Annotated in this window: 23 protein-coding genes; 7 read left to right on the forward strand and 16 right to left on the reverse strand. The window is 44.1% G+C overall.

Annotated features, from left to right (window positions below; all coding sequences use genetic code 11):
- Nucleotides 1-53: 53 nt before the first annotated feature.
- Nucleotides 54-2,228, reverse strand: a complete 2,175-nt coding sequence (gene glgB, locus TPSD3_RS10050) for a 1,4-alpha-glucan branching protein GlgB (RefSeq protein ID WP_086488372.1) — start codon at nt 2,226-2,228, stop codon at nt 54-56.
- 342 nt (nt 2,229-2,570) lie between these two features.
- Here glgB and nadD point away from each other — a divergent pair, with 342 nt between their 5' ends.
- Nucleotides 2,571-3,227, forward strand: a complete 657-nt coding sequence (gene nadD, locus TPSD3_RS10055; RefSeq protein WP_086488373.1) for a nicotinate-nucleotide adenylyltransferase — start codon at nt 2,571-2,573, stop codon at nt 3,225-3,227.
- Here the strand turns inward: nadD and TPSD3_RS10060 are convergent, their stop codons facing one another.
- The 7 genes from TPSD3_RS10060 to TPSD3_RS10090 all read right to left on the reverse strand — a co-directional run bounded on the left by TPSD3_RS10060 (nt 3,228) and on the right by TPSD3_RS10090 (nt 10,943).
- Entirely contained in the window at nt 3,228-4,367 is a 1,140-nt protein-coding gene (locus TPSD3_RS10060) for an OmpA family protein (RefSeq protein WP_086488374.1), read from the reverse strand.
- Nucleotides 4,331-5,440: a hypothetical protein gene (locus tag TPSD3_RS10065; RefSeq protein ID WP_086488375.1), complete on the reverse strand. Its 1,110-nt coding sequence runs from the start codon at nt 5,438-5,440 to the stop codon at nt 4,331-4,333. The genes TPSD3_RS10060 and TPSD3_RS10065 overlap by 37 nt, the downstream gene beginning before the upstream one ends.
- Before the next feature lie 20 nt (nt 5,441-5,460).
- The gene (gene trkA, locus TPSD3_RS10070) at nt 5,461-6,837 is read right to left on the reverse strand and encodes a Trk system potassium transporter TrkA (protein WP_086488376.1); all 1,377 of its coding nucleotides are present in this window, start codon (nt 6,835-6,837) and stop codon (nt 5,461-5,463) included.
- Between the two features lie 90 nt (nt 6,838-6,927).
- Nucleotides 6,928-7,539, reverse strand: a complete 612-nt coding sequence (locus TPSD3_RS10075) for a 3'-5' exonuclease (protein WP_086488377.1) — start codon at nt 7,537-7,539, stop codon at nt 6,928-6,930.
- A gap of 24 nt (nt 7,540-7,563) precedes the next feature.
- Complete coding sequence (locus TPSD3_RS10080) at nt 7,564-8,559, reverse strand: alpha-E domain-containing protein (RefSeq protein WP_086488378.1); 996 nt, start codon at nt 8,557-8,559, stop codon at nt 7,564-7,566.
- A gap of 2 nt (nt 8,560-8,561) precedes the next feature.
- On the reverse strand, nt 8,562-10,016 hold the full coding sequence (locus TPSD3_RS10085) for a circularly permuted type 2 ATP-grasp protein (protein WP_086488379.1): 1,455 nt from the start codon (nt 10,014-10,016) through the stop codon (nt 8,562-8,564).
- A 48-nt stretch (nt 10,017-10,064) separates the two neighbouring features.
- Nucleotides 10,065-10,943, reverse strand: a complete 879-nt coding sequence (locus TPSD3_RS10090) for a transglutaminase family protein (protein ID WP_086488380.1) — start codon at nt 10,941-10,943, stop codon at nt 10,065-10,067.
- Nucleotides 10,944-11,127: 184 nt separating this feature from the next.
- Between TPSD3_RS10090 and TPSD3_RS10095 the strand changes: the two genes are divergently transcribed.
- Nucleotides 11,128-11,385 carry a hypothetical protein gene (locus TPSD3_RS10095; protein ID WP_086488381.1) on the forward strand — a complete coding sequence of 86 codons (258 nt, stop codon included), beginning with the start codon at nt 11,128-11,130 and terminating at the stop codon, nt 11,383-11,385.
- Between the two features lie 127 nt (nt 11,386-11,512).
- Here the strand turns inward: TPSD3_RS10095 and TPSD3_RS10100 are convergent, their stop codons facing one another.
- Nucleotides 11,513-11,860, reverse strand: a complete 348-nt coding sequence (locus TPSD3_RS10100) for a hypothetical protein (protein ID WP_086488382.1) — start codon at nt 11,858-11,860, stop codon at nt 11,513-11,515.
- A 352-nt stretch (nt 11,861-12,212) separates the two neighbouring features.
- Between TPSD3_RS10100 and TPSD3_RS10105 the strand changes: the two genes are divergently transcribed.
- Together TPSD3_RS10105 and TPSD3_RS10110 are read left to right on the forward strand one after the other, a co-directional pair.
- A complete protein-coding gene (locus TPSD3_RS10105; RefSeq protein ID WP_086488383.1) occupies nt 12,213-13,427 on the forward strand; it encodes an aminotransferase-like domain-containing protein in 1,215 nt (404 codons plus the stop codon).
- Nucleotides 13,428-13,458: 31 nt separating this feature from the next.
- Nucleotides 13,459-14,208, forward strand: coding sequence for a SanA/YdcF family protein (locus TPSD3_RS10110; protein WP_245391559.1), 750 nt, complete (start codon nt 13,459-13,461; stop codon nt 14,206-14,208).
- A gap of 166 nt (nt 14,209-14,374) precedes the next feature.
- On the opposite strand, the gene TPSD3_RS10115 is transcribed toward TPSD3_RS10110, so the two are convergent.
- Nucleotides 14,375-15,334: an MBL fold metallo-hydrolase gene (locus TPSD3_RS10115; protein WP_086488384.1), complete on the reverse strand. Its 960-nt coding sequence runs from the start codon at nt 15,332-15,334 to the stop codon at nt 14,375-14,377.
- Nucleotides 15,335-15,477: 143 nt separating this feature from the next.
- Between TPSD3_RS10115 and TPSD3_RS10120 the strand changes: the two genes are divergently transcribed.
- The gene (locus TPSD3_RS10120; protein WP_086488385.1) at nt 15,478-16,752 is read left to right on the forward strand and encodes a valine--pyruvate transaminase; all 1,275 of its coding nucleotides are present in this window, start codon (nt 15,478-15,480) and stop codon (nt 16,750-16,752) included.
- On the forward strand, nt 16,749-18,158 hold the full coding sequence (locus tag TPSD3_RS10125) for a UbiA family prenyltransferase (protein WP_086488386.1): 1,410 nt from the start codon (nt 16,749-16,751) through the stop codon (nt 18,156-18,158). Before TPSD3_RS10120 ends, TPSD3_RS10125 begins: the two co-directional genes overlap by 4 nt.
- A 55-nt stretch (nt 18,159-18,213) precedes the next feature.
- On the opposite strand, the gene arsB is transcribed toward TPSD3_RS10125, so the two are convergent.
- From arsB to hflK, 6 genes are all read right to left on the reverse strand, one after another.
- The gene (gene arsB, locus TPSD3_RS10130; protein ID WP_086488387.1) at nt 18,214-19,287 is read right to left on the reverse strand and encodes an ACR3 family arsenite efflux transporter; all 1,074 of its coding nucleotides are present in this window, start codon (nt 19,285-19,287) and stop codon (nt 18,214-18,216) included.
- A gap of 44 nt (nt 19,288-19,331) precedes the next feature.
- Nucleotides 19,332-19,688 carry an ArsR/SmtB family transcription factor gene (locus TPSD3_RS10135; protein ID WP_176329824.1) on the reverse strand — a complete coding sequence of 119 codons (357 nt, stop codon included), beginning with the start codon at nt 19,686-19,688 and terminating at the stop codon, nt 19,332-19,334.
- Nucleotides 19,689-19,755: 67 nt separating this feature from the next.
- Nucleotides 19,756-20,955 carry an ATP phosphoribosyltransferase regulatory subunit gene (locus tag TPSD3_RS10140; RefSeq protein WP_086488388.1) on the reverse strand — a complete coding sequence of 400 codons (1,200 nt, stop codon included), beginning with the start codon at nt 20,953-20,955 and terminating at the stop codon, nt 19,756-19,758.
- Nucleotides 20,955-21,155, reverse strand: a complete 201-nt coding sequence (locus TPSD3_RS10145; RefSeq protein ID WP_086488460.1) for a DUF2065 domain-containing protein — start codon at nt 21,153-21,155, stop codon at nt 20,955-20,957. Before TPSD3_RS10145 ends, TPSD3_RS10140 begins: the two co-directional genes overlap by 1 nt.
- Before the next feature lie 124 nt (nt 21,156-21,279).
- Complete coding sequence (gene hflC / locus TPSD3_RS10150; RefSeq protein ID WP_086488389.1) at nt 21,280-22,161, reverse strand: protease modulator HflC; 882 nt, start codon at nt 22,159-22,161, stop codon at nt 21,280-21,282.
- Nucleotides 22,161-23,342 (reverse strand): FtsH protease activity modulator HflK, encoded by a 1,182-nt coding sequence (gene hflK, locus TPSD3_RS10155; RefSeq protein ID WP_086488390.1) that lies wholly within the window; start codon nt 23,340-23,342, stop codon nt 22,161-22,163. The genes hflC and hflK overlap by 1 nt, the downstream gene beginning before the upstream one ends.
- A gap of 184 nt (nt 23,343-23,526) precedes the next feature.
- Here hflK and TPSD3_RS17535 point away from each other — a divergent pair, with 184 nt between their 5' ends.
- Nucleotides 23,527-23,667, forward strand: coding sequence for a hypothetical protein (locus TPSD3_RS17535; RefSeq protein ID WP_176329825.1), 141 nt, complete (start codon nt 23,527-23,529; stop codon nt 23,665-23,667).
- Nucleotides 23,668-23,742 lie beyond the last annotated feature (75 nt).

Consider the following 23,742-nt stretch of genomic DNA (forward strand, 5'->3'; position numbering starts at 1 on the left):
AAATGTCGATATTTTGATCAGCATAATAAATCACTCCATTTTACTACACCCAGTTAAATAACCCGCTGCAACACAATCCCCGCTAAGGGCGGTAAAGTGACCGTTATCGAATGGCGTTGATTCATCCAAGGCAATTCTTCGCTTAACAATTCTGAATTGGTGACATGACTGCCGCCGTATTGTTGCGCGTCGGAGTTAAAAATTTCTCGATATAACCCCGGATGATACACACCAATACGATAACCATGACGTGGCACAGGAGTAAAATTCAAGATCACCACCAATTCGTCATCCTCACAACGACGCATATACGCAATCACCGATTGCCCCGCATCGTGACAATCCACCCAACTAAATCCAGCTCCCTCAAAATCATAACGATGTAAAGCATCGTATTGACGATAAAGTTGATTTAAATCAGAGACTAACAATTGCATTCCGCTGTGATGGGGATAGTCTAACAATGACCATTCCAAAGCCCGCGCCTCATTCCATTCTAAACCATGCGCGAATTCTCCCCCCATAAACAACAATTTTTTACCCGGATAAGTCCACTGATAAGTGAATAATAAACGCAAATTCGCAAAACGTTGCCATGAGTCACCGGGCATTTTATCCAACAGCGAACGTTTACCATGCACCACTTCGTCGTGCGAAAACGGCAACACGAAATTTTCACTAAACGCATACAACATGCCAAAGGTCAAATGTTGATGGTGATAGGCGCGAAAAATAGGGTCTTGTGACATGTAAGTCAAGGTGTCGTGCATCCAACCCATATTCCACTTCATATTAAAGCCCAAGCCACCTACCCATGTAGGACGTGTCACTTGCGGCCAACTGGTCGATTCCTCGGCAATCATCAATACGCCCGGACATTCTTGATGCACGATGGTATTTAATTGTCTTAGAAAATCAATGGCTTCTAAATTTTCATTACCACCGTACTGGTTAGGAATCCACTCGCCCGCTTGGCGGGAGTAATCCAAGTATAAAATAGAAGCCACCGCATCCACGCGCAAACCATCAATATGAAATTCGCTTAACCAATATAAAGCGTTAGAAATCAGAAAACTACGCACTTCATTGCGGCCATAATTAAAAATCAATGTTCCCCAATCTCGATGCTCTCCTTGACGCGGGTCAGCGTATTCGTATAAAGCCGTTCCATCAAACCAAGCCAAACCATGGGCATCTTTGGGAAAATGTCCCGGCACCCAATCGAGTAAAACGCCTAAATCATTCTGATGACACTGATCGATAAAATAACGCAAATCATCCGGCGAACCATAGCGACTGGTCGGCGCGAAAAATCCCACCGTCTGATAACCCCAAGACGCATCTAAGGGATGTTCCGATACGGGAAGTAATTCCAAATGCGTAAAACCTAATTTTTTCACATAAGGAATCAGTTGTTCAGCCAATTCTCGATAGCTGAGAAATTCACCATCGGCATGACGTTGCCATGAGCCGAGATGGACTTCATAAATGCTCATGGGTTGACGTAACCAAGCGTTAGGCTGGGCGCGTTGTTCTAGCCATGCTTGATCGTCCCACTGATGTTGGGTTATGGGGACGACATAACTGGCGGTATTGGGACGTTTTTCCGCACCTTGTGCATAAGGGTCTGCTTTTAAAAAGACAGACTGCGTTTCCCGATGAGAAATTTCGTATTTATACACCGTGCCAGTCGGCAATTGGGGAATAAACAATTCCCAAATTCCCACACCTTCGCGCACCCGCATTTGATGTATTCGTCCATCCCATTGGTTAAAATCCCCAACAACACTGACCCGCTGCGCATTCGGAGCCCACACCGCAAAACGCACGCCTTCAATCCCTGCCACTTCGCACGGGTGCGCACCAAGGAAACGTTGCGCATAAAAATGTTGTCCTTGCGCAAATAAATGCAGATCAAAATCAGTCAGTAACGGCGACGGAAAACTATACGGATCATAAGTGGTATGCAGCGTGCCATCTTGCGCTTGCCACTGAAGCTGATAAGGCAACGACGGCATCTCTCCGCGCCATTCAAACAAAGCCGTGTCACCAAGCCGTTGCAAAGGCGCATCGGGCGACAACCACACCGCCACCGCATGAGGTAAATGCACTCGCAACAGATTTTCTCCATTTTCAAGCTGCCGTCCAAGCACTTCAAATGGATTGTGATGACGTGCTGACAATAAGGCATGTTGTGCGGGCGTTAAAATAGGATATATTTCAGTCATGAGAATTTTGCGTATTGGTCAAAAATGAATGGAATGAATGCGTGGTGGGGCGCGTTATTTTTCTTGGCTCATGGGGTTTTATGGTTACGTCACGTTGATTTTCATAGGGCGTTTTTTGCTACGGGTAGGGAATGATAACAAAATGACCGCGAAAAAGTGACAGGAAATCCTAACCGTATCCGCACGAAATGTATACAGCGGAAAGAAAACGGTGTTTATTGATTCTTCATGGTCAAATACGGCAAAATTGGCCTTCTTTCACAGATTTCACAGACTCAACCCTTGACAGGGACATCATTGCCCATTCTTGTATCCACCAGCTTCTACGTAAAACCATCCATCATGCAAAACAACCCTTCAAACGTTAAACCGATTGGCTTATTAGGAGGCACATTTGACCCCATTCATCATGGGCATTTGCGGCTGGCGTTGGAACTGTACGAACGATTGGAATTGGCGGAAGTGCGTTTATTGCCAGCAGCCAGCCCGCCGCATAAAAATCAACCCATGGCCGATGGTCAATTGCGTTTAGCAATGGTACAAGCGGCGGTGGCAGGTGTGACAGGTTTGGTGGCCGATGGGCGAGAACTGAAGCGCACAGGGCGTTCCTACACCATTGACACCTTGATCGATGTGCGAAACGAAATCGGCACCGAACAAGCCTTGTATTTGATGATGGGAATGGATGCGTTCATGAATCTTAACACATGGCATCGTTGGCGAGAATTGTTAGATTTTGCGCACTTATTGGTGGTGCGACGGCCGGGGGCTTTGCAACCGCTTTCACATGAGCTACAAGAATGGTTTCGCGCCCATCAAGCCCACCCCGACGAAGCCAAAGCCCATTGTGCGACAGGGACTATTTTATCCATAGATATACCCGGCTTAATGATTTCTTCTACCCAAATTCGCGCCTTATTGGCTGAGGGAAAAAATCCCCGTTATTTATTACCTTCTAGCGTATTAGATTTGATTGAACAATATCAATTGTATCGCTAATTATTCCATTGTTTTTAATTCTGACATAGAGACATGGGTTAATAGTGTTATTTCAACCCGACGATTATTAGCGCGGCCGATTTCTGTACTGTTATCATCAATGGGAAACAGATCGCCGTGGGCTTTTACTTGAATGCGAGACCCATCCACACCTTCATTTAACAAGGCTTCTCGCACCGCTAAAGCCCGTCGTTGTGATAAATCTTGATTATAATCGGCTTGGCCGCGGTTATCGGTGTGGCCTTCGATTAAAATGGGATAATTCGCGTAATGATTAAATGCTCTGGCCAGACGTTTTAATACTTTTAAATGTCCGCGTTTTAATTCCGCGCTGCCGCTGGAGAAAACCACATCTTTTAAAATAAAAACATATCCCATTTCAGCCACATGACTGTTTAACGATTCTGCGGTGTCCATTGGGTTTAATTTAAATTCATCTAAGATAAAGCTTATCTCATTGTCTGTCAGGGCATGTAAAGTCAATTGTCCCGCAGAGGCATTTGAAGGGACGGGAGGCGGAAACGTGTCATTTGATGGTTGAACTAAATGAGATTGCGTGAGTTGAATTAATGCTTGACGTTGTTGTTCTAATGACACCATTTGTTTTGCCAAGTCTAACCATGTTGGTTTTTCTGGGGTTAATTCGGTGCGGGTTGGCGAATCCAATGGGGTGATCGGTTGATTTTCAGACGCACTGTGGGGCATATTTTCCGTTTCTTCTTCTGCATCTGTGGGGGGCGTTTCGGGCAAATGCGGCATAATGGCCTGCATTAAGGCCACTCTGGATGCTTCTAACAAGCGAATCTGCTCATTTAATTGGCTCCAAGACACCTCAGCAGGCGGTGGTGTTTCAGGCACAGGCTTTGGTGTAGTGTATTTATCCACAGGCATTGGATTAGACGATGTCTCCATTGTGGTCACTGTCAAAGGTGGCAGCGGCGCAACGGGCGGAGTCGGTAAAACTTCTGGCGATACGCCAGTGGGTTCGGTGGATTCGGGGGGGTCTCTTTTGAGAAAAAAAGCCACCGCCAAACTCATCGCCAACGCCACTAAAATCACGCCAATCATCAAAGGTCGGGTAAATAAGCCCATGTTTTGTCCCACTACTGAAAATTCGTCTGTTCGATGCGCGTGATCCATTGTTGCAACTGCTGCTCACTGTGTTCAATGGCGGTCATCATTTTTTGCAATTCGCTGACATTAATCATCTGATTTAATTCAATCATGCTGCTTTGTCGCAAAGATGCCGTATTAGCCACTTGTTCATAGACTTTACCGTTCATTTCGATGAGATAAAGTAAAATATTAATTTGATTAGAATGGTGTTTTAACTGTTTTTCTATCTCGATTTGGTGGTTGTGGAAATTTTTCCAAATGCGAATTTGCGCTTCAATCGAGCGCGCAATATTGCGATAGCCGTCAATGGCGAATTGCAATTTCTGTTTCTCTACCGCTTCCACATCCGTTTCTAATTGGGATTGGGATTGGTCTAATAGACTTAAATGGCGTTGTCGATTTTGTTCTAATTTATCGACTTGTCGTTGAGTATTTGCTTGTAGATTTTGCAATTTTTCCCATTGTTCTTGATGTTTTTGTAACAGGCTGAGACGGTAACTGGCCATGTTTTGATACGCCAAAGCAATTAACTTTAATTGGCTTAACGTGCGCATGGTCAGTGTTTGCGGTTCAATGCGGTGTGCGCTGGATGCGGTGGTTTCGGTGTGCAATTTTTTCAATTCAAATAAGCGGGTTTGCACATCTGTCAATGCGGGTTGTGTCCCATGTTCCATAACCACGCGAATGGCATTAAGTAAATCGTCTTTAATCTCTTGAAAAATATTGGGTAAGCCGCGTTGCTCAATGCTAACCGTCGCGCCTTTGCCCACCGTACGGCCGTCAGAAAAGAAAAAAACCCGTATAGAACTGCCTGAAACCGTCAATTGTTCTTCAAAGTTTCCGCGAAATTCTTTCACTCGTCTTCCTGCACTGTCAAAAATGCGCAAATAATCACAACATTCCTCAGTTTCTCCACTGATTTTTACCGTTAATTCTTCCGCACCATCAATGTGCAGCACTCGGCTTAATTGGCTATTATTCTCATAAGGAGTGGGAGTGGCGAAATGAATTTGTTGTTCTAATTGCGCCCAGACTATTTTTTGCGAAATGAAGAGGAAAATAAACGCACTCAATAAAAATATTTTCTTGACTAACATAAGTTCAAAAATAACCTGAATTAAAGAAAAGTCACGCCCACTTGGAATAATCGCTCGACGGCGTTTATGCGGCGTTTATCGACTAGAAATAAAATCACGTGGTCTTCGGCTTCGATCACGGTATCATGGTGTGCCATTAAGACGTGATCACCGCGCACAATGGCACTGATGGTGGTGCCGGGGGGGAGGCGAATTTGATCAATACGACGGCCGACGACTTTAGAAGAGCGTTTGTCGCCGTGTGCGATGGCTTCGATGGCTTCAGCCGCGCCGCGCCGCAAGGAATGCACGACGACCACGTCCCCACGTCTTACGTGCGCCAGCAGTGTGCCAATGGTGGCTTGTTGGGGAGAAATGGCCACATCGATGGTGCTACTTTGCACTAAGTCAACGTAAGCGGCACGATTGATCAAGGCCATGACTTTGCGTGCGCCCATGCGTTTGGCCAGCATGGCGGAGAGAATATTGACTTGGTCGTCATTGGTCACGGCACAAAAAATGTCTGTTTCTTCAATATTTTCTTCGCGCAATAAATCTTCATCGGCGGCACTGCCTTGTAAAATAATGGTTTTATGCAGCACTTCGGAGATTTCTTCAGTGCGACTGCGCCGCGATTCGATTAACTTGATCAGGTATTTATTTTTTTCCAAAGCCTCCGCTAACCGCATCCCAATGTTACCGCCCCCCGCAATCATGATGCGTTTTATCGGACGATCCAACTCTCGCAATGCTGACATGACCGTTAAAATGTCTTTCGTGGCGGCAATGAAAAATACTTCGTCATCCGCTTCGATCACGGTGTCGCCTTCGGGAATGATCGCCCGACCCCGCCGAAATAAAGCCGCAATCCGTGTTTTCACATTGGGAATGTAATCCTCTAGGGTACGCAAAGCGTGACCAATCAACGGCCCGCCATAAAATGCTTTGACCGCCACCAATTGCACTTTTCCTTCTGCAAAATCAAGCACTTGTAAGGCATCAGGATAATTGATTAGGCGTTGAATATGGTGTGTCACCAATTGTTCGGGGCTGATGATCATGTCAATCGCCAGCGAACCTGGGGCAAATATTTCTCGATGCAACAAGTAGTTGGCTTCGCGTACTCTGGCAATTTTGGTGGGGGTTTGATACAGGGTATGGGCGATTTGACAGGCGATCATGTTGGTTTCATCGCTGTTGGTGACGGCGATGATCATGTCGGCATCTTCAGCCCCTGCTTTACGTAGAACATTAGGATGTGCGGCGTGGCCGACGACGGTACGCAAGTCGAGGTGATCTTGTAGGGTTTGTAATAGCAGGGAATTTTGATCAATCACGGTGATGTCATTGGCTTCGACGGATAAGTTACTCGCCAACGAACTGCCCACTTGTCCCGCACCTAAAATTATAATTTTCATAGTCAATACAAATCGCCGCAGAATAATTCAAATGAAAAGTAGACCCATTGGTCGTTCTTTTATGTTCTACAAAAAACACGCAAAATTCTCTCACCGCTTGACTCGTCGATGATACTTTTTAGCCAAATACAACACCACTTGACGACACATGTCAGCATCGGCATAGGCACGGTGAGGGGTAAGCGTATCAGGGAATTTTAAACCAATTTGCGCCGCCGCCTCGCCCAATCGTTGCCAAATAAACGCCTCATAATCCTCATCCCACTGCCCATAAAACGCCGCATACATCACCATCGCACAATGCACCACCAACGGTTGCATCGCCACAATTTGATAACGACGCGCCGTCTGCGCGATCAAACGCAAATCAAAAGCACGGTTATAAATCACCACCGGATGTTGTTGTAATAGCGCATTCAGCGACGGCCACACTTCGGCAAAAGTGGGCGCGTCGCGTACCATTTCATTGGCAATGCCGTGTACTGATTCTGCTTGCCATGGGATTGGCGATTGCGGACGAATTAAGGTGTCTAATAAAGGCGTGCCTTCTCGATCTAACACTGCAATTTCAATCACTTCTGCGTGCTGATCGATGCCTGTCGTTTCGGTATCCAAGAAAATGGGCTGTTGTGCCAATATTTCCCGTGCCTGCTGTATTGCAGTACGACGGGCGGATAACTTTTGACGTTGGCTTAATGGCATAATCGTTTATTCCCATACCTGCCCTTATGCGACTTGTCCTTGTGTTTGTGTTTGCGTTTGACTTGGGCTTGTTTGACTACTGCTGAAATAAACACTCTCAATTTGACTGTGAACGTTAATTAAACCCAATTGCAATTCATCCATAAATTCATGCAATCCCGTATAAGCCAATTTCTGCATATCCGCCCCCTGAACTTGTCGCCGCAAACGCGCCAATTGTCGCAAAGGTAAATCATTTTTTGGCAAACTGTTCAAACAATGCTCCACCGTCCCCAAACAAAAACTAAATGCCCGCGGAAATTGTTGATTTTGCAACAGAAAATGCAAGACATCTGGCCCTCGCACCCGCGAACGCACATGATGGCGATACATTTGATAGGCACTCAATGATTTTAAAACACTCATCCATTGAATATTATCAAAAGGCGTTAAATTAATACTTGCCTCTTCGCCTTGCTCTAATTTTGGCAATAAATTGGCAGAACGCACGTCTAAAATGCGCGTGGTCATATCCGCTCGTTCCAAATAACTGCCCATGCGCATAAAATTATACCCATCGCCACGGCTCATGGTGCCGGCAATTAAGCCTGTGATTAGTTGGCTACTTTCAATGACATGTTTTAAAAAATCGTAACGAGTGCGTTTATTTAACGCATTATTCACATTACTTTTTACGTACAAATAAAGATCGTTCAATTGTTCCCAAGCACCGGATGGCACAATGTCACGAGTAGTACGCATATTTTCTCGCGCCATCGACAATGCACTGAGAACAGAACTGGGATTTTCTATATCCACCAATAAAAAGCGCGTAATGTTATATTCATTGGCTTCTTGAGACGTGCGATAGAATAGGTCTTCCCCGCCAGTAATGGCAATCAATGGCTGCCAACCAAATGTCATTTGTTTAGGCAAATCTAATAATAAATGCGTATTGACATTAATCAAACGCGCCGTATTTTCAGCACGTTCAATATAACGCGCCATCCAATAAATATTACTAGCGACTCTCGATAACATTCTTATTTTCCTTCTGTGTCGATAATCCAGGTGTCTTTACTGCCGCCGCCTTGAGACGAATTCACCACCAACGATCCTTTACGCATGGCCACCCGCGTTAAGCCACCATTAGTGACATACGTGGTGTCGCTTTGCAAAATAAAAGGACGTAAATCGACGTGGCGCGGCTCAACACGCGAATCACTGCATAACGTGGGCGTGGTAGAAAGGGATAAGGTGGGTTGTGCAATATAATTGCGGGGGTCTTTTTTAATGAATTCGGCAAATTGTTCGCGTTCTTGACTGCTAGAATGCGGGCCAACCAACATGCCATATCCACCCGATTCGTTGGCCGGTTTCACCACCAATTTATCCAAATTCGCTAACACATAATTGCATTGTTTCTCATCCATACAACGATAGGTTTCTACATTGGGAATAATCGGGTCTTCGCCCAAATAATATTTAATAATATCCGGCACAAAAGAATAAACCACTTTATCATCAGCCACCCCTGCTCCCGGTGCATTGGCTAATGCCACATTGCCTTTACGCCATGCCCGCATTAACCCTTTTACCCCTAACATGGAATCAGGATTAAAGGCTTCTGGGTCTAAGAAAGAATCATCAATGCGACGATAAATCACATCCACTCGTTTTAAGCCGTCAATATTGCGCATATAAACACAATCATCATCTCCCACGACTAAATCCGATCCTTCGACCAATTCCGCGCCCATATTTTGCGCCAAATAAGAATGTTCAAAATAAGCCGAATTATAAATACCGGGCGTTAAAACCACCACTTGCGGATAATCCAATGGTCGCGGTGAAATCGAAGCCAACATGTCGTATAAACGTGAAGGATATTCATCGACGGGCTGAATATATTGATTTTCAAATAACTCTGGCCAAACCCGTTTCATTACCGAACGATTTTCTAACATATAAGAAACGCCAGAAGGCACACGCAAATTATCTTCTAATACATAAAGAGTCCCATCTTTATCACGCACTAAATCACTGCCACAAATATGCGCCCAAACATCCAAAGGGGGTTTAATCCCAATACATTGTTCACGAAAATTTTTAGAACTTTTTAATAATTCTCTGGGGAATTGGCCATCTTTAACGATTTTTTGCTCATGATATAAATCGTTAATAAACAAGTTTAATGCAGTCACACGTTGAGTCAAACCCGCTTCAGTATGATCCCATTCTTTTTTGGGAATAATGCGCGGAATAATATCCATCGGCCATGCCCGATCAATGGTACTGCCTTCAAAATAAACCGTAAAAGTAATGCCCATCACCATAATGGCCAATTCAGCCGCATCTTTACGGGCTTTTAATTCCTCGTCATTTAATGCGCCGAGATAATGACATAATTCTGCGGCCGCAGGACGCGGGGTATCAACCTGCGCCAATAATTCATCATACGTTTTTTGTGCGTCGTAATTCTTCCAATCGACAAGCATAACCTATCTCCTTTTTAAAAAAAATCCTTGATAAAAAATCCGTGGCGATTAATCCAAGCGATTGACATCGACGGAAACCATGAGGGTATGCGTTCCACCGCCAAAAATAACGCCTTTTAAGGGCGTGACATCACTGTAATCACGTCCCCATGCAGTCGTAATATGTTGATAAGTAGGAATTTGATAATTGGTCGGATCAAAATCCACCCAACCTTGTTCGGGAACAAATACCGCGATCCACGCATGAGACGCATCACTGCCTTGTAATTTTTCTTGTCCCGGTGGCGGTAACGTTTCCAAATAACCGCTGACATAACGCGCCGCTAATCCTTGAGAGCGAATACAAGCAATCATTAAATGCGCAAAATCCTGACATACGCCGCGTTTATGCGCCAACACCTCAGACAGTGGTGTCACAATCGTGGTGAAATGCGGATCATAACTGAATTCAGTAAAAATGCGTTTCATTAAATCACGCACCGCATCCAAAATTGGCCGATTGGGCGTAAAAGAAGGCAAGGCATAGTGGGTCAAAGCCGCATCCACCCCCACAAAAGGCGAATCTAACACAAATTCTTTGGCTTCTAACACGTCATTATCTAAACTGGTTTCTAAAGTCTCGCGGACTTTTTCCCAGGCGGGAGAATCAATGGGCAATTTACTAAAGCCGGGATATTGAATTTCAACTTCACTGTCAGCGGTAATGGTCAGGGTTTCGTGAGGGGATTGAATGGCAAAATAATTGACCTGATTCCCGAAAAAATCAGTGTGTTGTTGTTGAATGGCGGGCGTGGGATCAACGGTAAACGTCGCTTGTAAACACTGCTGGTAAACACAGTGGCGTGGCAATAAATGCGCTTCGTTTTGACACAAAGAAACCGCATCGCTATAGCCATAGTGGGTTTTGTGAATGACGCGATATTTCATATTGAGTTTCCTGATAGTTTTACGCTCTGCTATGAGGTTATCTGAAAGCGCGCTAAAAGAAAATAGCCAGCGACATAGAATTAATTCTGATGGAGATTTTAACATTTTTTAAGGCAATGGCTGATTTGCCTCCGTACACTGCAAAGTTCCTATAAATTCAACAGCTCGGCAGGGTGTTCACTCCATGAGAAAAGGCGAATTAAAACCTATTTTACCCACGGTGACAGCGGGATCGTTTCGAGATGCGTCAATTGGTGTGCGTCAAGGTCGCAATCGTTTGTTAAAGCGAATTCATCGATTCGACAACGATCATGCCTACTGGGGGCGTTACGGCCATAAGGGCTATCCCATGCAGCAACTGATGCGCAGCCGACAGCAATTGCTACACTTCGGTTTGCGCTTGCCGCGCCAAATGGCTACAGAACGGTGTCAGTTTTGTTGAGAAGGAGAGAAAAAAAGGCGACGGGAAGAGTGGTCTTTGTGCGCCCCAGCACGCGACAGGAATGTTCCTTGTGGAAAACATGACCTGTCTCGTGAGAGGATTCAGTCAGATTAAGAAAAATAATGACTTAGTGCGTCACGTATTTTTCCAAAATAAGGTGATTCAACCGCTCCAGATTGCGGCGAATTTCGAGTTCATCATGCTTGGCGATGTCTTTGTACAATTCGACGATTTGCCGCATCATGACAAAAATTTCTTCCATTTTAGCATCTTCAGCTTCTTTGTAACGTTCTAAAGCGAAGCACAACAAGGCAATAATCACGTCAGAGCGATTTTTTTTCTCTGTGGTTGCCGTAATATCTTCAATATTGCGTAAAATATCTTCCGGCAAACGGACAGGAATGGGTTGCTTACTGCGGTTTTTACCATCGTCATACCGCGAAAATTTCATCAAGTCTTGAATGTTCATAGTCATTATGGCGCACTTCTGTGTCTGTTAGAGAAAGCTCGTTATGCGTCAAAATAACTTTTACGATCAACGAGTTACTCTAAATTGTTTGAAATAAAAAGCGTGAGAGATATTGACAGTGGCATTTACATGGCCAATTGTTCGTTTAATCCTGTCACGCGCTATTATAGCGCATTGTAGCGAGATAGATACAATAGCCTACTGGTTTTTTCTTGTTTCTCACCGCGTTGAGTAGGAATGGAATAGAAAAATAGTTAAGAATCATCAGGGTGGTCATTCGGTTTAATTTTTGCTTTTGGAATGGGCTTGGTTTAAGCGAATCGCCTTTGTTGCCCGTTATTGGGAGGAGTTTTTTATAATGAGTACAACGCACGCGCCCTTTGCGCAACGCATGAATAGCTTACAAAAATCGTTTATTCGTGAAATTTTAAAAGTCACGGAAAATCAACACGTGATTTCTTTTGCAGGGGGTTTGCCCAATCCTGATTTTTTCCCTGCGGCGGAAATGGCTGAAGTGACGCATGAACTGTTGCAACGCGAAGGCGCACAAGTCTTACAATACAGCACCTCAGAAGGTTATTTGCCTTTGCGCGAGTGGATTGCGCAGCATTATCAACAACGCGATGGTCTGGACATTCATGCCGATGACATCTTGATTTTAAATGGTTCTCAGCAAGGTTTAGACTTAATTGGTAAAGTTTTTCTTAACCCGCAAGATGTGGCGTTGGTGGAGCGGCCGGGTTATTTGGGCGCGATTCAGGCATTTTCTTTTTATCAACCGCGGTTTGTGGGTGTACCGTTGGAGCAGGATGGCGTTGATATCGCTGCATTAAAAGCGGGTTTAGCGCACAATCCTAAGTTATTTTATACTGTCCCCACCTTTCAAAATCCTTCGGGAATTACTTACAGTGCCGAAAAACGCCATCGTGTGGCTGAGTTATTGGGCGATCATCCGACGATTTTAGTTGAGGATGATCCTTATAATGAATTACGATTTATGGGTGAAGATTTGCTGCCTTTGCGTTATTATCGTCCTAATAATACAATTTTATTGGGTTCTTTTTCTAAAATGGTGGCACCGGGTTTACGTTTAGGTTGGTTGTGTGCGGCGAAACCGATCTTGGAAAAATTGATCATTGCCAAACAAGCGGCTGATTTACATTCCAATTATCTGGCGCAGCGGGTGGTACATCGTTATTTACAACACTATGATTTAGAAGCGCATTTGCAAAAAATTCGTGCCGCCTATGGTCAACAACGTCGCTTGATGGTGTCGTTGATCGAACAGTATTTTCCGCCCGAAGTGGAATATACTCGTCCAGAGGGTGGAATGTTTTTATGGGTGACATTGCCGAGTCATTTATCGGCGATGGATTTATTTGAATTGGCGACGAAGCATCAAGTGGCGTTTGTACCGGGGCAGGCGTTTTACGTCGATGGCGGCGGCCACAATACCTTGCGGCTCAATTTTTCCAATGCCAGTGAGGCAAAAATCGAAGAAGGTATTAAACGATTGGCACAAGCCATTAAACAGTTATTGCATGAACAAAAAAACTCGGTGGCCACGGTGTAATTTAAAACCCTTTTGGCAACGAATAGGGTCAATGATTGTCCGTTATTACCAACAATGGCAAATGATGCGACAAAGAAGTTTAGCGCGTTGCCAAGCGGGGTTTATTGTCTTTTGGCGTTGGGGGATGCGTTTGTTTGCATTAATGACTTTTCTGATTATTCTGAGTTTATTATTAGTGATTGCGGCTTATGTGTGGATTGAATATGCACATGAAGATCGCATTTATTCGTCGGTAGAAACGGTGCCAGTGCGTTCAGTGGGTTTATTATTAGGCACGAGTAAATGGGTGGCGAATGGACGCATTAATTTATATTTTTTATATCGCATTGAAGCGGCGGTGACTTTGTATCAAGCGGGAAAAATTCAACATATTATTGCCAGCGGTGATAATCGCCGACGTAATTATAATGAGCCATTAGACATGTTGGAAGCCCTGATGGCCAGAGGTGTTCCGCGTCATGCGATTACTTTAGATTATGCGGGATTTCGCACGTTGGATTCAATTGTGCGTGCTGAGGCGGTTTTTTCTCAAGCTGATTTTATGATTATTTCTCAAGATTTTCATAATCGTCGCGCTTTATTTATCAGCCAATTTTACGGCTTAAATGCGATTGCATTTAATGCGCAGGGAGTGACCCATCAAATCCACTTTAAAACACTATTACGGGAATATTTAGCGCGTGTAAAAGCGGTATTGGATTTGTACGTATTAGACACGCAACCGCGATTTTTTGGGGATAAAATACCCATTGATTTAGATCAAGAAGATAAGATTTTATGAATTTTGTCAGAATCAGAATTTACAGACAAAAGAATTTGCAAAATTGATTCTTGTCAGTGGTTTATTTTCAGCAGATTTTTTATTCTTTAATTCTGAAAATCCTGAAATTCTGTAAATTCTGATTCAGACAAAATAAAGACTTTATAAATCACGTCATTTTGGTCTATTAACGACGCGATTGCCAGTATAATAAACCTTGTGCATTTAACTCCGCGTCCATTGTCAATAAATCATCTGCGTAAGATTTTTCTACATGACAACACTGTTGCTGCAATTGAAAATGGAAATGTTCTAAAATTAAATGGGTTAGAATTTGCAATTGCTCAGTGGGATTCGTGGTTTTTGTCACGGCTATTTCTGTGAGTGAAATTAAAGTGTCTATAGAAGCGTGTAAGTTTTCGGCTAATGCCGCAATATTTTGCACTTCACCATAATGGGTTAAATAGATTTTTTGCGGCTGATAACTAAGCAGCCGATCAATGCTTTCATGCAAGGCTTTGGGATCGAATTGCGTGGGCGTAGTCGTGGCGAAAATAAACGCACCGCGAGGCGTATCAAATTCCCGATAAGAAATGCCAAAAGTATCGCCTGTAAAGAAACTTTGTGACATTTCATCAAAAATGCAGAAATGATGGCGCGCATGACCAGCCGTATCTAAAAAGCGTAATGTTCGTTGACGAAAATCTAACGTAAAATTATCTTCAGCCATTAAAATTCGCTCGCTAGGAATAGGAATAATATCGCCATAGTTTTTGCGAATGGCTTCTTCTCCATAAACAGCAATGGCCGCGTTAATTAATTGGGTGGGATCGATTAAATGCCGCGCCCCTCGCGGATGCACTACACAGCGGGCATTCGGCAATTGCTGCATCAATGCGCCTGCACCTCCCGCGTGATCCAAATGCACATGTGTGACAATAACGTAATCGACTTGTTCGGGTGCGATCTGTTTTTCTTGTAAAACTTGCAGTAAACGTGGCACTGACCACGTTGTCCCCACGTCGATAAAAGCCGCGTGCCGTTGTGCTAACAATAAATGGCTGGCCGCCAATCGCGGGCGCATAAAACCCGTGTCAATGGTGGTAATATCATGGGCGTGATCGTTGTAAAAAGCGGTTTGCGTCATTTTTCTAAACTCCTTTGAATGGGTTGCTGGTAGATTTTATTTTAAACGTCGCTGTAGTGACAGGCTAGTTTTTTTTTATGGTGATGGTGTTTTCTGTTTAAGCTACAATAGCCGCTTTGTTGAATAAACTGTAGGAAGTAACGATGCAATTTTCTAAATTCGGACATAAATTTACCACGATTTCTTCTGGAATTTTGCACTTAATGGACGATTTAGGTTCAGCCTTATCAGGTGCAATTCCGATGTTAAGTTTAGGCGGCGGCAATCCCAGCCAAATTCCAGAAATTGATCACCGTTTTCGAGCGCGAATGGAACATATTTTACGCGACGGTGATCAATTTGAGCGTTTAATTGGTCATTATGGTAATCCACAAGGCCATCATATTTTTATTGAGGCCTTAGCGGAATTTTTCACGCGACAATTTGGTTGGCCAATAACTGCTAAAAATATTGCCATTACCAATGGCAGTCAAGCCGCATTTTTTTCTTTATTTAATTTATTTGCAGGCGAGATGGAGAATGGCAAGCGTAAAAAAATTTTATTGCCTTTGTCTCCTGAATATATTGGTTATGGTGATTCGGGATTAAACGATGATTTTTTTATAGCCTGCGCGCCGAAAATTGAATGGCTGCCTGATCAATTGTTTAAATATCACTTGGATTTTGAACGATTGAATCGGGACATTGATTTTGAGGAAATTGGTGCTATTTGTGTGTCTCGCCCCACGAATCCAACGGGAAATGTGTTGAGTGATGAAGAATTAATGCAATTGGATCAATTGGCGCAAAAACATCAGATTCCTTTGATGATTGATGGCGCGTATGGAATGCCATTTCCGCACATTATTTTTACGCCTGCGCATTTAATATGGAATGAGAATATTATCTTATCTTTGAGTTTATCCAAATTAGGTTTGCCTGGGGTAAGAACGGGAATTGTGGTGGCGCATGAAACGGTCATTAAAGCCATGTCCAGTATTAATGCCATTCTTAATCTTGCGCCTAATAATTTAGGTGCAGTGTTGGCTTTGGATATGGTAAAACACGATGATATAATGACATTAAGTCAAGATGTGATTCGTCCTTTTTATCACGCCAAAGCAGAACGGACTTTGAATTATTTACGTCAAGTTTTTCAAGGACTTAATTATTGGGTGCATAAACCTGAAGGTGCGTTTTTTCTTTGGATTTGGTTTCAAGAGTTACCGATTTCCAGTCAAGAATTATATTGGCGTTTAAAAAATAAAGGCGTGTTAATTGTACCGGGACATTATTTTTTCCCTGGCCTTGCTGCGGATGAATTAATGCCGCATCGCCAGCAATGTATCCGTTTAAGTTACACTCAAGAAACGGCAGTTGTTGAGGCAGGAATTGATAGAATTGCTGAAACATTACATGAGGTTTATCGCGTTAAATGAACAAGAGAATTCCCCCGTTATGTGTTGATTTAGACGGAACGTTAATTGCCAGTGATACTTTATGGGAAAGTGTTTTAGTTTTGTTGCGTCGTTCTCCTTGGCTGTGTTTTTTATTACCGATTTGGTTAATGCGCGGGCGATCTTTTCTTAAAAGTAAAGTGACGCATCATGTTAAATTAGCGGTAGAAACCTTGCCTTATCGGCCGGATGTTTTGGCCTTTTTACGCCAGCAAAAAGCGCAGGGGCGTTACCTTGTTTTAGCGACAGCGGCCGACATTCGCATTGCTGAAACGGTGGCCAAGCATTTGGGCTTATTTGATGAGGTATTAGGCAGCGATAAAAATACTAATTTGAAAGGAATAATAAAACGAGATCGCTTGCAATTATTATACGGGGAATTTGATTATATGGGCGATTCCCTGTCTGATTTACCGGTCTTGGCGGCGGCAACACGCTGTTTTCTTGTTGCGCCTTCTCCTGCATTGCGCCAACGTTGTCAAGGCACGGTAGCGGGAGAATTTGCCGCAATTCCTTTAGAAAAAATGCAAATCATTAAGCTATTACGCCCGCATCAATGGCTAAAAAATGTATTGGTCTTTGTGCCATTATTATTGTCCGATCATAATGGATCATTAGAAAAATGGTTGATCGTGTTATTAGCGGCGTTTTGTTTTTCTCTTATGGCTTCAGCGGGTTATGTGGTGAATGATTTGTTAGATTTAACCGCAGATCGACAACATACCACTAAAAAATATCGTCCTTTTGCGTCGGGTGCATTACCGATTCAATATGGTTTGCCTATTTTTCTGGGATTAGTGCTTATTAGCAGTGGCATTTCTGCTGTTTTTCTTGCTTGGGAATTTTTAGGGATTTTGTGGCTTTATTTAAGTTTAACGTTGTTTTATTCGTTTTATTTAAAACGGCGTTTAGTCTTAGATGTGATTGTCTTGGCAGGATTATATACGCATCGCTTATTTGCAGGCGGGGTGGCTGTGGGAATTGCCACTACATCGTGGTTATTGGCTTTTTCTTTATTTTTATTTATGAGTTTGGCGTTTTTAAAACGTTATATTGAATTAGCGCAATTACCAAAAAAATCAAAAGTCAGTCGGCGCGGTTATCAAGCCGATGATTTACCGATGGTAATGAATTTTGGAACGGTGAGTGCTTACTTATCGGTTTTAGTTTTTGCTTTATATATTTATAGCCAAGATAAAATGGCGCATTATCAAGACCCGTTTTGGTTATGGTTATTGTGTCCGTTATGGTTATATGGTTTGACTCGTTTCTGGTTCTTAGCGCATCGCCAAAATATTCATGATGATCCGGTGCAATTCGTGATTCAGGATCGCGTGAGTTGGTTAATTATTATTTTTACCTTGCTGTTATTTGCTTTGGCGAAATAATAAGTCAATGTGAATCTGAATGTTGAGGACATTCAGATTCAGCAGATTCAACCACTCAAGACGAAGTCGCAGAAGACATCGGTGGCCACGCCAATCGTTGCCGACTGCGATTCACCACGGCGACTAATAATAGCATCACTGGCACTTCCACCAATACGCCCACCACGGTGGCTAAAGCCGCGCCTGAATTTAAACCAAATAAACTAATCGCCACCGCGACGGCTAACTCGAAAAAATTAGACGTGCCAATTAAAGCCGCCGGCCCCGCAATTTCCAATGGCACACGCCACCACCACGCCCACATAAAAGCAATCGCAAAAATAACCAGTGTTTGGATAATTAATGGAATTGCAATGAGCGCAATAATAAATGGCTGATTTAAAATTTTCTCTCCCTGAAAACCAAACAGTAAAATTACGGTAAATAATAAGCCAATAATCGTCCAGGGTTTTAAATAAGCAGTAAAATGCTGCACCTCGGCTTCGCCTGCTTTTTTCACTAAAGCGCGACGAGTGAAATAACCCGCTGTTAAGGGAATTACCACGTATAAAATCACGGATAATAACAGCGTTTCCCAAGGCACTTGAATATCGGTCACTCCCAATAAAAGAGCCACCAATGGTGCAAACGCAAACACCATAATGACATCGTTTAATGACACTTGCACCAATGTATATGTGGCATCGCCCCGCGTCAAATGTGACCACACAAATACCATCGCCGTACACGGTGCTGCGCCTAATAATATCATGCCCGCAATATATTCTTGTGCGCTACTCGGATCCACCCAATCTTTAAATAAATATTCAAAAAATAACACGCCTAAAAAAGCCATTGTAAAAGGCTTAATTAACCAATTCACCACTACTGTAATAATTAACCCTTTTGGACGATCTCCGATGTGTTTTAACGCATTAAAATCGACATTCACCATCATGGGATAAATCATGATCCAAATTAATATCGCCACCACAATATTAACATTGGCAAATTCAAGCCGACTCAATAGCGCAAATAAAGAAGGGAATAATGTCCCTAATAACATGCCTAAAACGATACATAACGCCACCCAAATCGTTAAATAACGCCCAAATAATCCTAGCGGATTTGCATCTTGATGCTCACTCATGGAAATTCCTTTTTTTACAGCCTAAGCGAATGGAAATAAACCCATTAAGCGCAGACCAAAGACCCCGGCCGATTGGGCATGGTGAGTAGACGTTGTTTGTCTTCGGTATAAGGAGATTGTTTTTGTAGTGCGAATTGGGTTTTTTGCAACACATCGCGTATCCATTCAGGCAAGTCAGGATGAAGGCGATAATAAATCCATACGCCTTCGCGGTGATCTTGTAGCAGATGTGCATTTTTTAACACAGCCAAATGTCGAGAAATTTTAGGCTGTGCCAATTGTAGCGCGTGAGTCAATTCGCACACGCACAACTCCTCTTGAAGATGTAGCAAAACAAGACAACGTAAACGAGTCTCATCTCCCAATGCACGAAAAATCACTTCGGGGAACACTTCGATCATACGCTTTGGTTAAATATCTGGATATTCGGATATTAGGATATAAAAAAGAGTGAGTCAGGTCAAATGATCACGACGATTCTTTAGTGGAATTTTTCACCTGCCATGTTCCCGCAACACAATGCACATACCGCTGGCAACCCAAAGCATCCGCATCCCCTTGCTGTCCGGGTAATTCTTGAATGACTGTTTCGCCAGAGGCACGTAAGTGATGGATAAATTGGCTTAACTGGGGATCGTCGAGTGCAGGCGCAAAAATAGCGGTTTTAGTTTCCGTTGGCACATTCGCGGCTAAGGTGCTGAGTAAACGCAAATTGGTACTGAATCCCGTCGCAGCGCGATCTCGACCGTAATAACGGCATAAACCATCATAACGCCCCCCTTTAGCAATCGCTTGTCCTTGTCCGTCGATGTAAACGGCAAAAATAATTCCGTTGTGATAACGGTAGCCGCGGGATTCGGCGAGATCAAAATGGTAAGTGTAATTTTCTGAAGGGGGTAATTTTTGATACAAAGTTTCCAATTCGTCTAAAGCCTGATGTACAGCCGCCGGCGCACGCGCTAAACGTTGTCGGGCTTCGGTTAAAATAGTGGCCTCTCCATTTAAATCCAATAAAGCCAATAATAACTCCCGTAACGGCGTATCAACGCCACTTTGTGCTAATTCTAATTCTACTTCTTGGGGGGCTTTGCGTTTCATCGCGGCTAATAAGCTATTTTGTTGTGCGGGGGTTAGTTGTGCGGCTTCAACTAAGGCGTGATAAATGCGCACATGTCCAATATCGACACAAAAATCCGTCAGTCCCATTTCCGCTAACATCGCCAACATTAAATGGATAATTTCCGCATCCGCCGCAATTCCCGCATAACCGTATAATTCCGCGCCCATTTGCATAGGAGAACGAGAACTGGCCAGAGAATGAGGGCGAGAATGCAACACCGTACCGAGATAACACAAGCGATTGGGTGCATTGCTGTGCAAATGATGCGCATCAATCCGCGCCACTTGCGGAGTCATATCCGCACGAATCCCCAAAGTGCGCCCGTTGACTTGATCGGTAAATTTAAAGGTTTGTAATTCTAAATTACGGCCGCTTTCCGGTGGCAACAGCGATTCTACATATTCAATCATCGGCGGAATCACTAAGCGATACCCCCAACGCGCAAATAAATCGATAAAACGACGGCGTAATGTTTCTAAAACAGCCGCTTCTTCGGGCAGAGCCTCAGTAATGCCAACGGGCAGTAACCAGCGATCTTGGTAATTCATTAATGTACCCAATACAGCAGAATCAGTCCAAACACCATGCTTAAAAAGCCAACGGTGCGTAATTGTGAATTGTTCAGTTGACTAATGCGGTGCAGATGGTCGCGGAAATAAGACGGATTAAGAAAAGGCATAACGCCCTCCACGATCAGTAATAAAGCAAACGCAATTCCTAACCATTGCCAAAGTGAGGGTTCGCTCATGATGATTTGACTATATGTGATACCATTTTCCACCGTACTCCGTCTCCATCCTCACGCGATCACGAGAGGATGGAAAAAGCGACGGTGGAAAAAACCGAGGTTTTAGGTTTTTCGGGTGGACAGATTAAGGCTGGGACAGTTGGCCGTGGGCTTGTTTGAAATAACCGAAAAAGTCTGAATTCGGTTCTAAGACCAAAATATCATTGCGATCTTTAAAGGTATTTCGATAAGCCTGCAAACTGCGGTAAAGTGCGTAAAATTCGGGGTTTTCTCCGAAGGCTTTGGCATAAATTTCTGAGGCCGTTGCGTCACCTTCCCCGCGAATTTGTTCTGCATCGCGTTCTGCTTTGGCGATGATTTCCACGCTTTCACGGTCGGCTTCGGCGCGAATGCGCACGGCTGAGGCTTCCCCGCGTGAGCGTAGTTCTTTCGCCACTTGCTCCCGTGCGGCTTCCATCCGTTGGAACACGGAGTCACTGACATCGCGGGGCAATTCGATCCGTTTCAAACGCACATCTAAAATTTCAATCCCGAATTCGCGGGCGCGTTGACTGGCTTGTTGCGTGATTAAGTCCATGATTTTCGCCCGATCTCCAGAGACCACTTCTTGAATGGTACGTTTACCGAATTCACTGCGTAAACCATCAGCCAGCGTTTCGGACAAGCGCAATTTAGCCCGCTCTGCGTTACCGCCGACGGAGGTGAAATAAGTCACTACGTCTTGAATACGCCATTTAATGTACGAATCCACGATCAAATTCTTTTGTTCTCCTGTCAAGAATTGTTCGGGATTAGAATCCACCGATTGAATCCGCGTGTCGAATTTACGCACATTTTGGATAAATGGGATTTTAAAGTGCAGTCCCGGCTCATAATCCGCACGAATAACCTTACCTAATTGCAGTTTAATCGCCGTTTCAGTTTGGCGAACGGTAAAAACTGTCGTCGAAAGCAGCATGAGGACTAAAAAAGCCACTGTACCGAGAACCATTTTATTTTGAAACATTAGCGACCTCCTCGACTACGTGCGTCGTCCCGATTGCGTCCATCTTCCATGGGAATGGGGTTGCCTTGAGTGAATGACTCGCTGGCGGTGGGTGAGTTGGGACGTGCGTTGGTGAGGGGATTTTGTCCATTTTGTCCCATTAAGCGATCTAAAGGCAGCACCATTAAGTTATTATTCCCTTGTAAATCAAGCATAATTTTGCTGGTATTGCTTAATACCGACTCCATTGTCTCCAAATAAATCCGTTGACGAGTAATTTCTGGAGCGCGTTCATATTCCCGTAAAACGCTCAAGAAGCGTTGCGTTTCCCCTTCAGAGCGGGCAATCACTTGGGCGCGGTAGGCTTGTGCGCCTTGACGTAAACGTTCGGCTTCCCCGCCGGCGCGTTGAATCACTTCGTTAGAATAGGCTTGGGCGCGGTTTTTGTCGCGTTCTTCATCTTCTCGCGCTTTAATTACGTCGGCAAAAGCAGATTGTACGGCTTCGGGGGGTTGGGCGTTTTGCATATTCACGCTGACAACGGCCAGTCCGGTGCGATAACGGTCTAAAATGTTTTGAATCAAGGCCTTAGTATCCGTAGCCACACGCTCCCGTTCAACGGTCAACACCCGCTCCATGGTGCTTGTTCCCACAATTTCACGTAACGCGCTTTCAGTGGCTTGATGTAACGTATTGTCTGGGTCTAAGACGTTAAACAGGTAATCGCGTGGGTCGGATACGCGGTATTGCACGACCAATTCGACATTGATGATGTTTTCATCTTGGGTCAACATTTGCGCGTTGTGACTGAAGGCGCGAATTTGCTGCACATTAACTTTTTCTACTTGTTCAATAGGATAGGGAATATGCCAATTTAAGCCTTGTTGGGTGGTTTGGATATAACGGCCGAAGCGGGTTTCCACCCCTTGTTCGGCGGGTTCTACCACATAAAATCCAAACAATCCCCACACGATCAAGCCCACAGCCGCAATGACACCCAGCATTGACCAACTGATTTCGCCGCCGTCTCCGTCGCCACGAGAGCCGCCTTGACCAGAGCCACCGCGTCCCCCGCCGAAAAGGCGATTGAGTTTTGCTTGCATTTTTTTGACGATTTCGTCCAAGTCGGGCGGACCCTGTTCGTTGTTGCGGTGGCCCCAAGGATCCTTGCTCCCACTGCCACCCGGTTCATTCCAGGCCATTTATATTACTCCATTGGCTATGTTTATCTGTCACTGCGTACAGTGTATTTTGTGCAAGAGGTTTTGTGCATCTTGTGCAGGTTATAGGGTGGGTCAGAGATATTACGTGCCATCAACTTGATTGTCCTGTTAGTTTACTGAGGTGGTGGGCTTGTGTTGAATTCTGAGTTAAGCCCTGCATTCTATGAATTCAACAATGGCCTTGCAAGTGATTGTGGATATTTTTCTGGGCAACCGCCGCCAATGGTTAGACAATGTATCATTTAATGCGCAGGCTGAACATAAAACCGCTCTTAAACGTGACGTAATTCTTGCAAGCGCGTAAAATAACCGCTGGGCTTCGCTCATGCGCCACTTCTAAAAATTTTAAGGGGCAATTCCCCACATTCACTTTTCACAC

This window comes from Thioflexithrix psekupsensis (assembly GCF_002149925.1).
Lineage (GTDB): Bacteria > Pseudomonadota > Gammaproteobacteria > Beggiatoales > Beggiatoaceae > Thioflexithrix > Thioflexithrix psekupsensis.

Bases quoted from the DNA above. Each gene is read 5' to 3' on its own strand.
- glgB (WP_086488372.1), bottom strand. From the start codon at position 2,228: ATGACTGAAATATATCCTATTTTAACGCCCGCACAACATGCCTTATTG.
- nadD (WP_086488373.1), top strand. From the start codon at position 2,571: ATGCAAAACAACCCTTCAAACGTTAAACCGATTGGCTTATTAGGAGGC.
- TPSD3_RS10060 (WP_086488374.1), bottom strand. From the start codon at position 4,367: ATGGATCACGCGCATCGAACAGACGAATTTTCAGTAGTGGGACAAAAC.
- TPSD3_RS10065 (WP_086488375.1), bottom strand. From the start codon at position 5,440: ATGTTAGTCAAGAAAATATTTTTATTGAGTGCGTTTATTTTCCTCTTC.
- trkA (WP_086488376.1), bottom strand. From the start codon at position 6,837: ATGAAAATTATAATTTTAGGTGCGGGACAAGTGGGCAGTTCGTTGGCG.
- TPSD3_RS10075 (WP_086488377.1), bottom strand. From the start codon at position 7,539: ATGCCATTAAGCCAACGTCAAAAGTTATCCGCCCGTCGTACTGCAATA.
- TPSD3_RS10080 (WP_086488378.1), bottom strand. From the start codon at position 8,559: ATGTTATCGAGAGTCGCTAGTAATATTTATTGGATGGCGCGTTATATT.
- TPSD3_RS10085 (WP_086488379.1), bottom strand. From the start codon at position 10,016: ATGCTTGTCGATTGGAAGAATTACGACGCACAAAAAACGTATGATGAA.
- TPSD3_RS10090 (WP_086488380.1), bottom strand. From the start codon at position 10,943: ATGAAATATCGCGTCATTCACAAAACCCACTATGGCTATAGCGATGCG.
- TPSD3_RS10095 (WP_086488381.1), top strand. From the start codon at position 11,128: ATGAGAAAAGGCGAATTAAAACCTATTTTACCCACGGTGACAGCGGGA.
- TPSD3_RS10100 (WP_086488382.1), bottom strand. From the start codon at position 11,860: ATGACTATGAACATTCAAGACTTGATGAAATTTTCGCGGTATGACGAT.
- TPSD3_RS10105 (WP_086488383.1), top strand. From the start codon at position 12,213: ATGAGTACAACGCACGCGCCCTTTGCGCAACGCATGAATAGCTTACAA.
- TPSD3_RS10110 (WP_245391559.1), top strand. From the start codon at position 13,459: ATGATTGTCCGTTATTACCAACAATGGCAAATGATGCGACAAAGAAGT.
- TPSD3_RS10115 (WP_086488384.1), bottom strand. From the start codon at position 15,334: ATGACGCAAACCGCTTTTTACAACGATCACGCCCATGATATTACCACC.
- TPSD3_RS10120 (WP_086488385.1), top strand. From the start codon at position 15,478: ATGCAATTTTCTAAATTCGGACATAAATTTACCACGATTTCTTCTGGA.
- TPSD3_RS10125 (WP_086488386.1), top strand. From the start codon at position 16,749: ATGAACAAGAGAATTCCCCCGTTATGTGTTGATTTAGACGGAACGTTA.
- arsB (WP_086488387.1), bottom strand. From the start codon at position 19,287: ATGAGTGAGCATCAAGATGCAAATCCGCTAGGATTATTTGGGCGTTAT.
- TPSD3_RS10135 (WP_176329824.1), bottom strand. From the start codon at position 19,688: ATGATCGAAGTGTTCCCCGAAGTGATTTTTCGTGCATTGGGAGATGAG.
- TPSD3_RS10140 (WP_086488388.1), bottom strand. From the start codon at position 20,955: ATGAATTACCAAGATCGCTGGTTACTGCCCGTTGGCATTACTGAGGCT.
- TPSD3_RS10145 (WP_086488460.1), bottom strand. From the start codon at position 21,155: ATGAGCGAACCCTCACTTTGGCAATGGTTAGGAATTGCGTTTGCTTTA.
- hflC (WP_086488389.1), bottom strand. From the start codon at position 22,161: ATGTTTCAAAATAAAATGGTTCTCGGTACAGTGGCTTTTTTAGTCCTC.
- hflK (WP_086488390.1), bottom strand. From the start codon at position 23,342: ATGGCCTGGAATGAACCGGGTGGCAGTGGGAGCAAGGATCCTTGGGGC.
- TPSD3_RS17535 (WP_176329825.1), top strand. From the start codon at position 23,527: ATGAATTCAACAATGGCCTTGCAAGTGATTGTGGATATTTTTCTGGGC.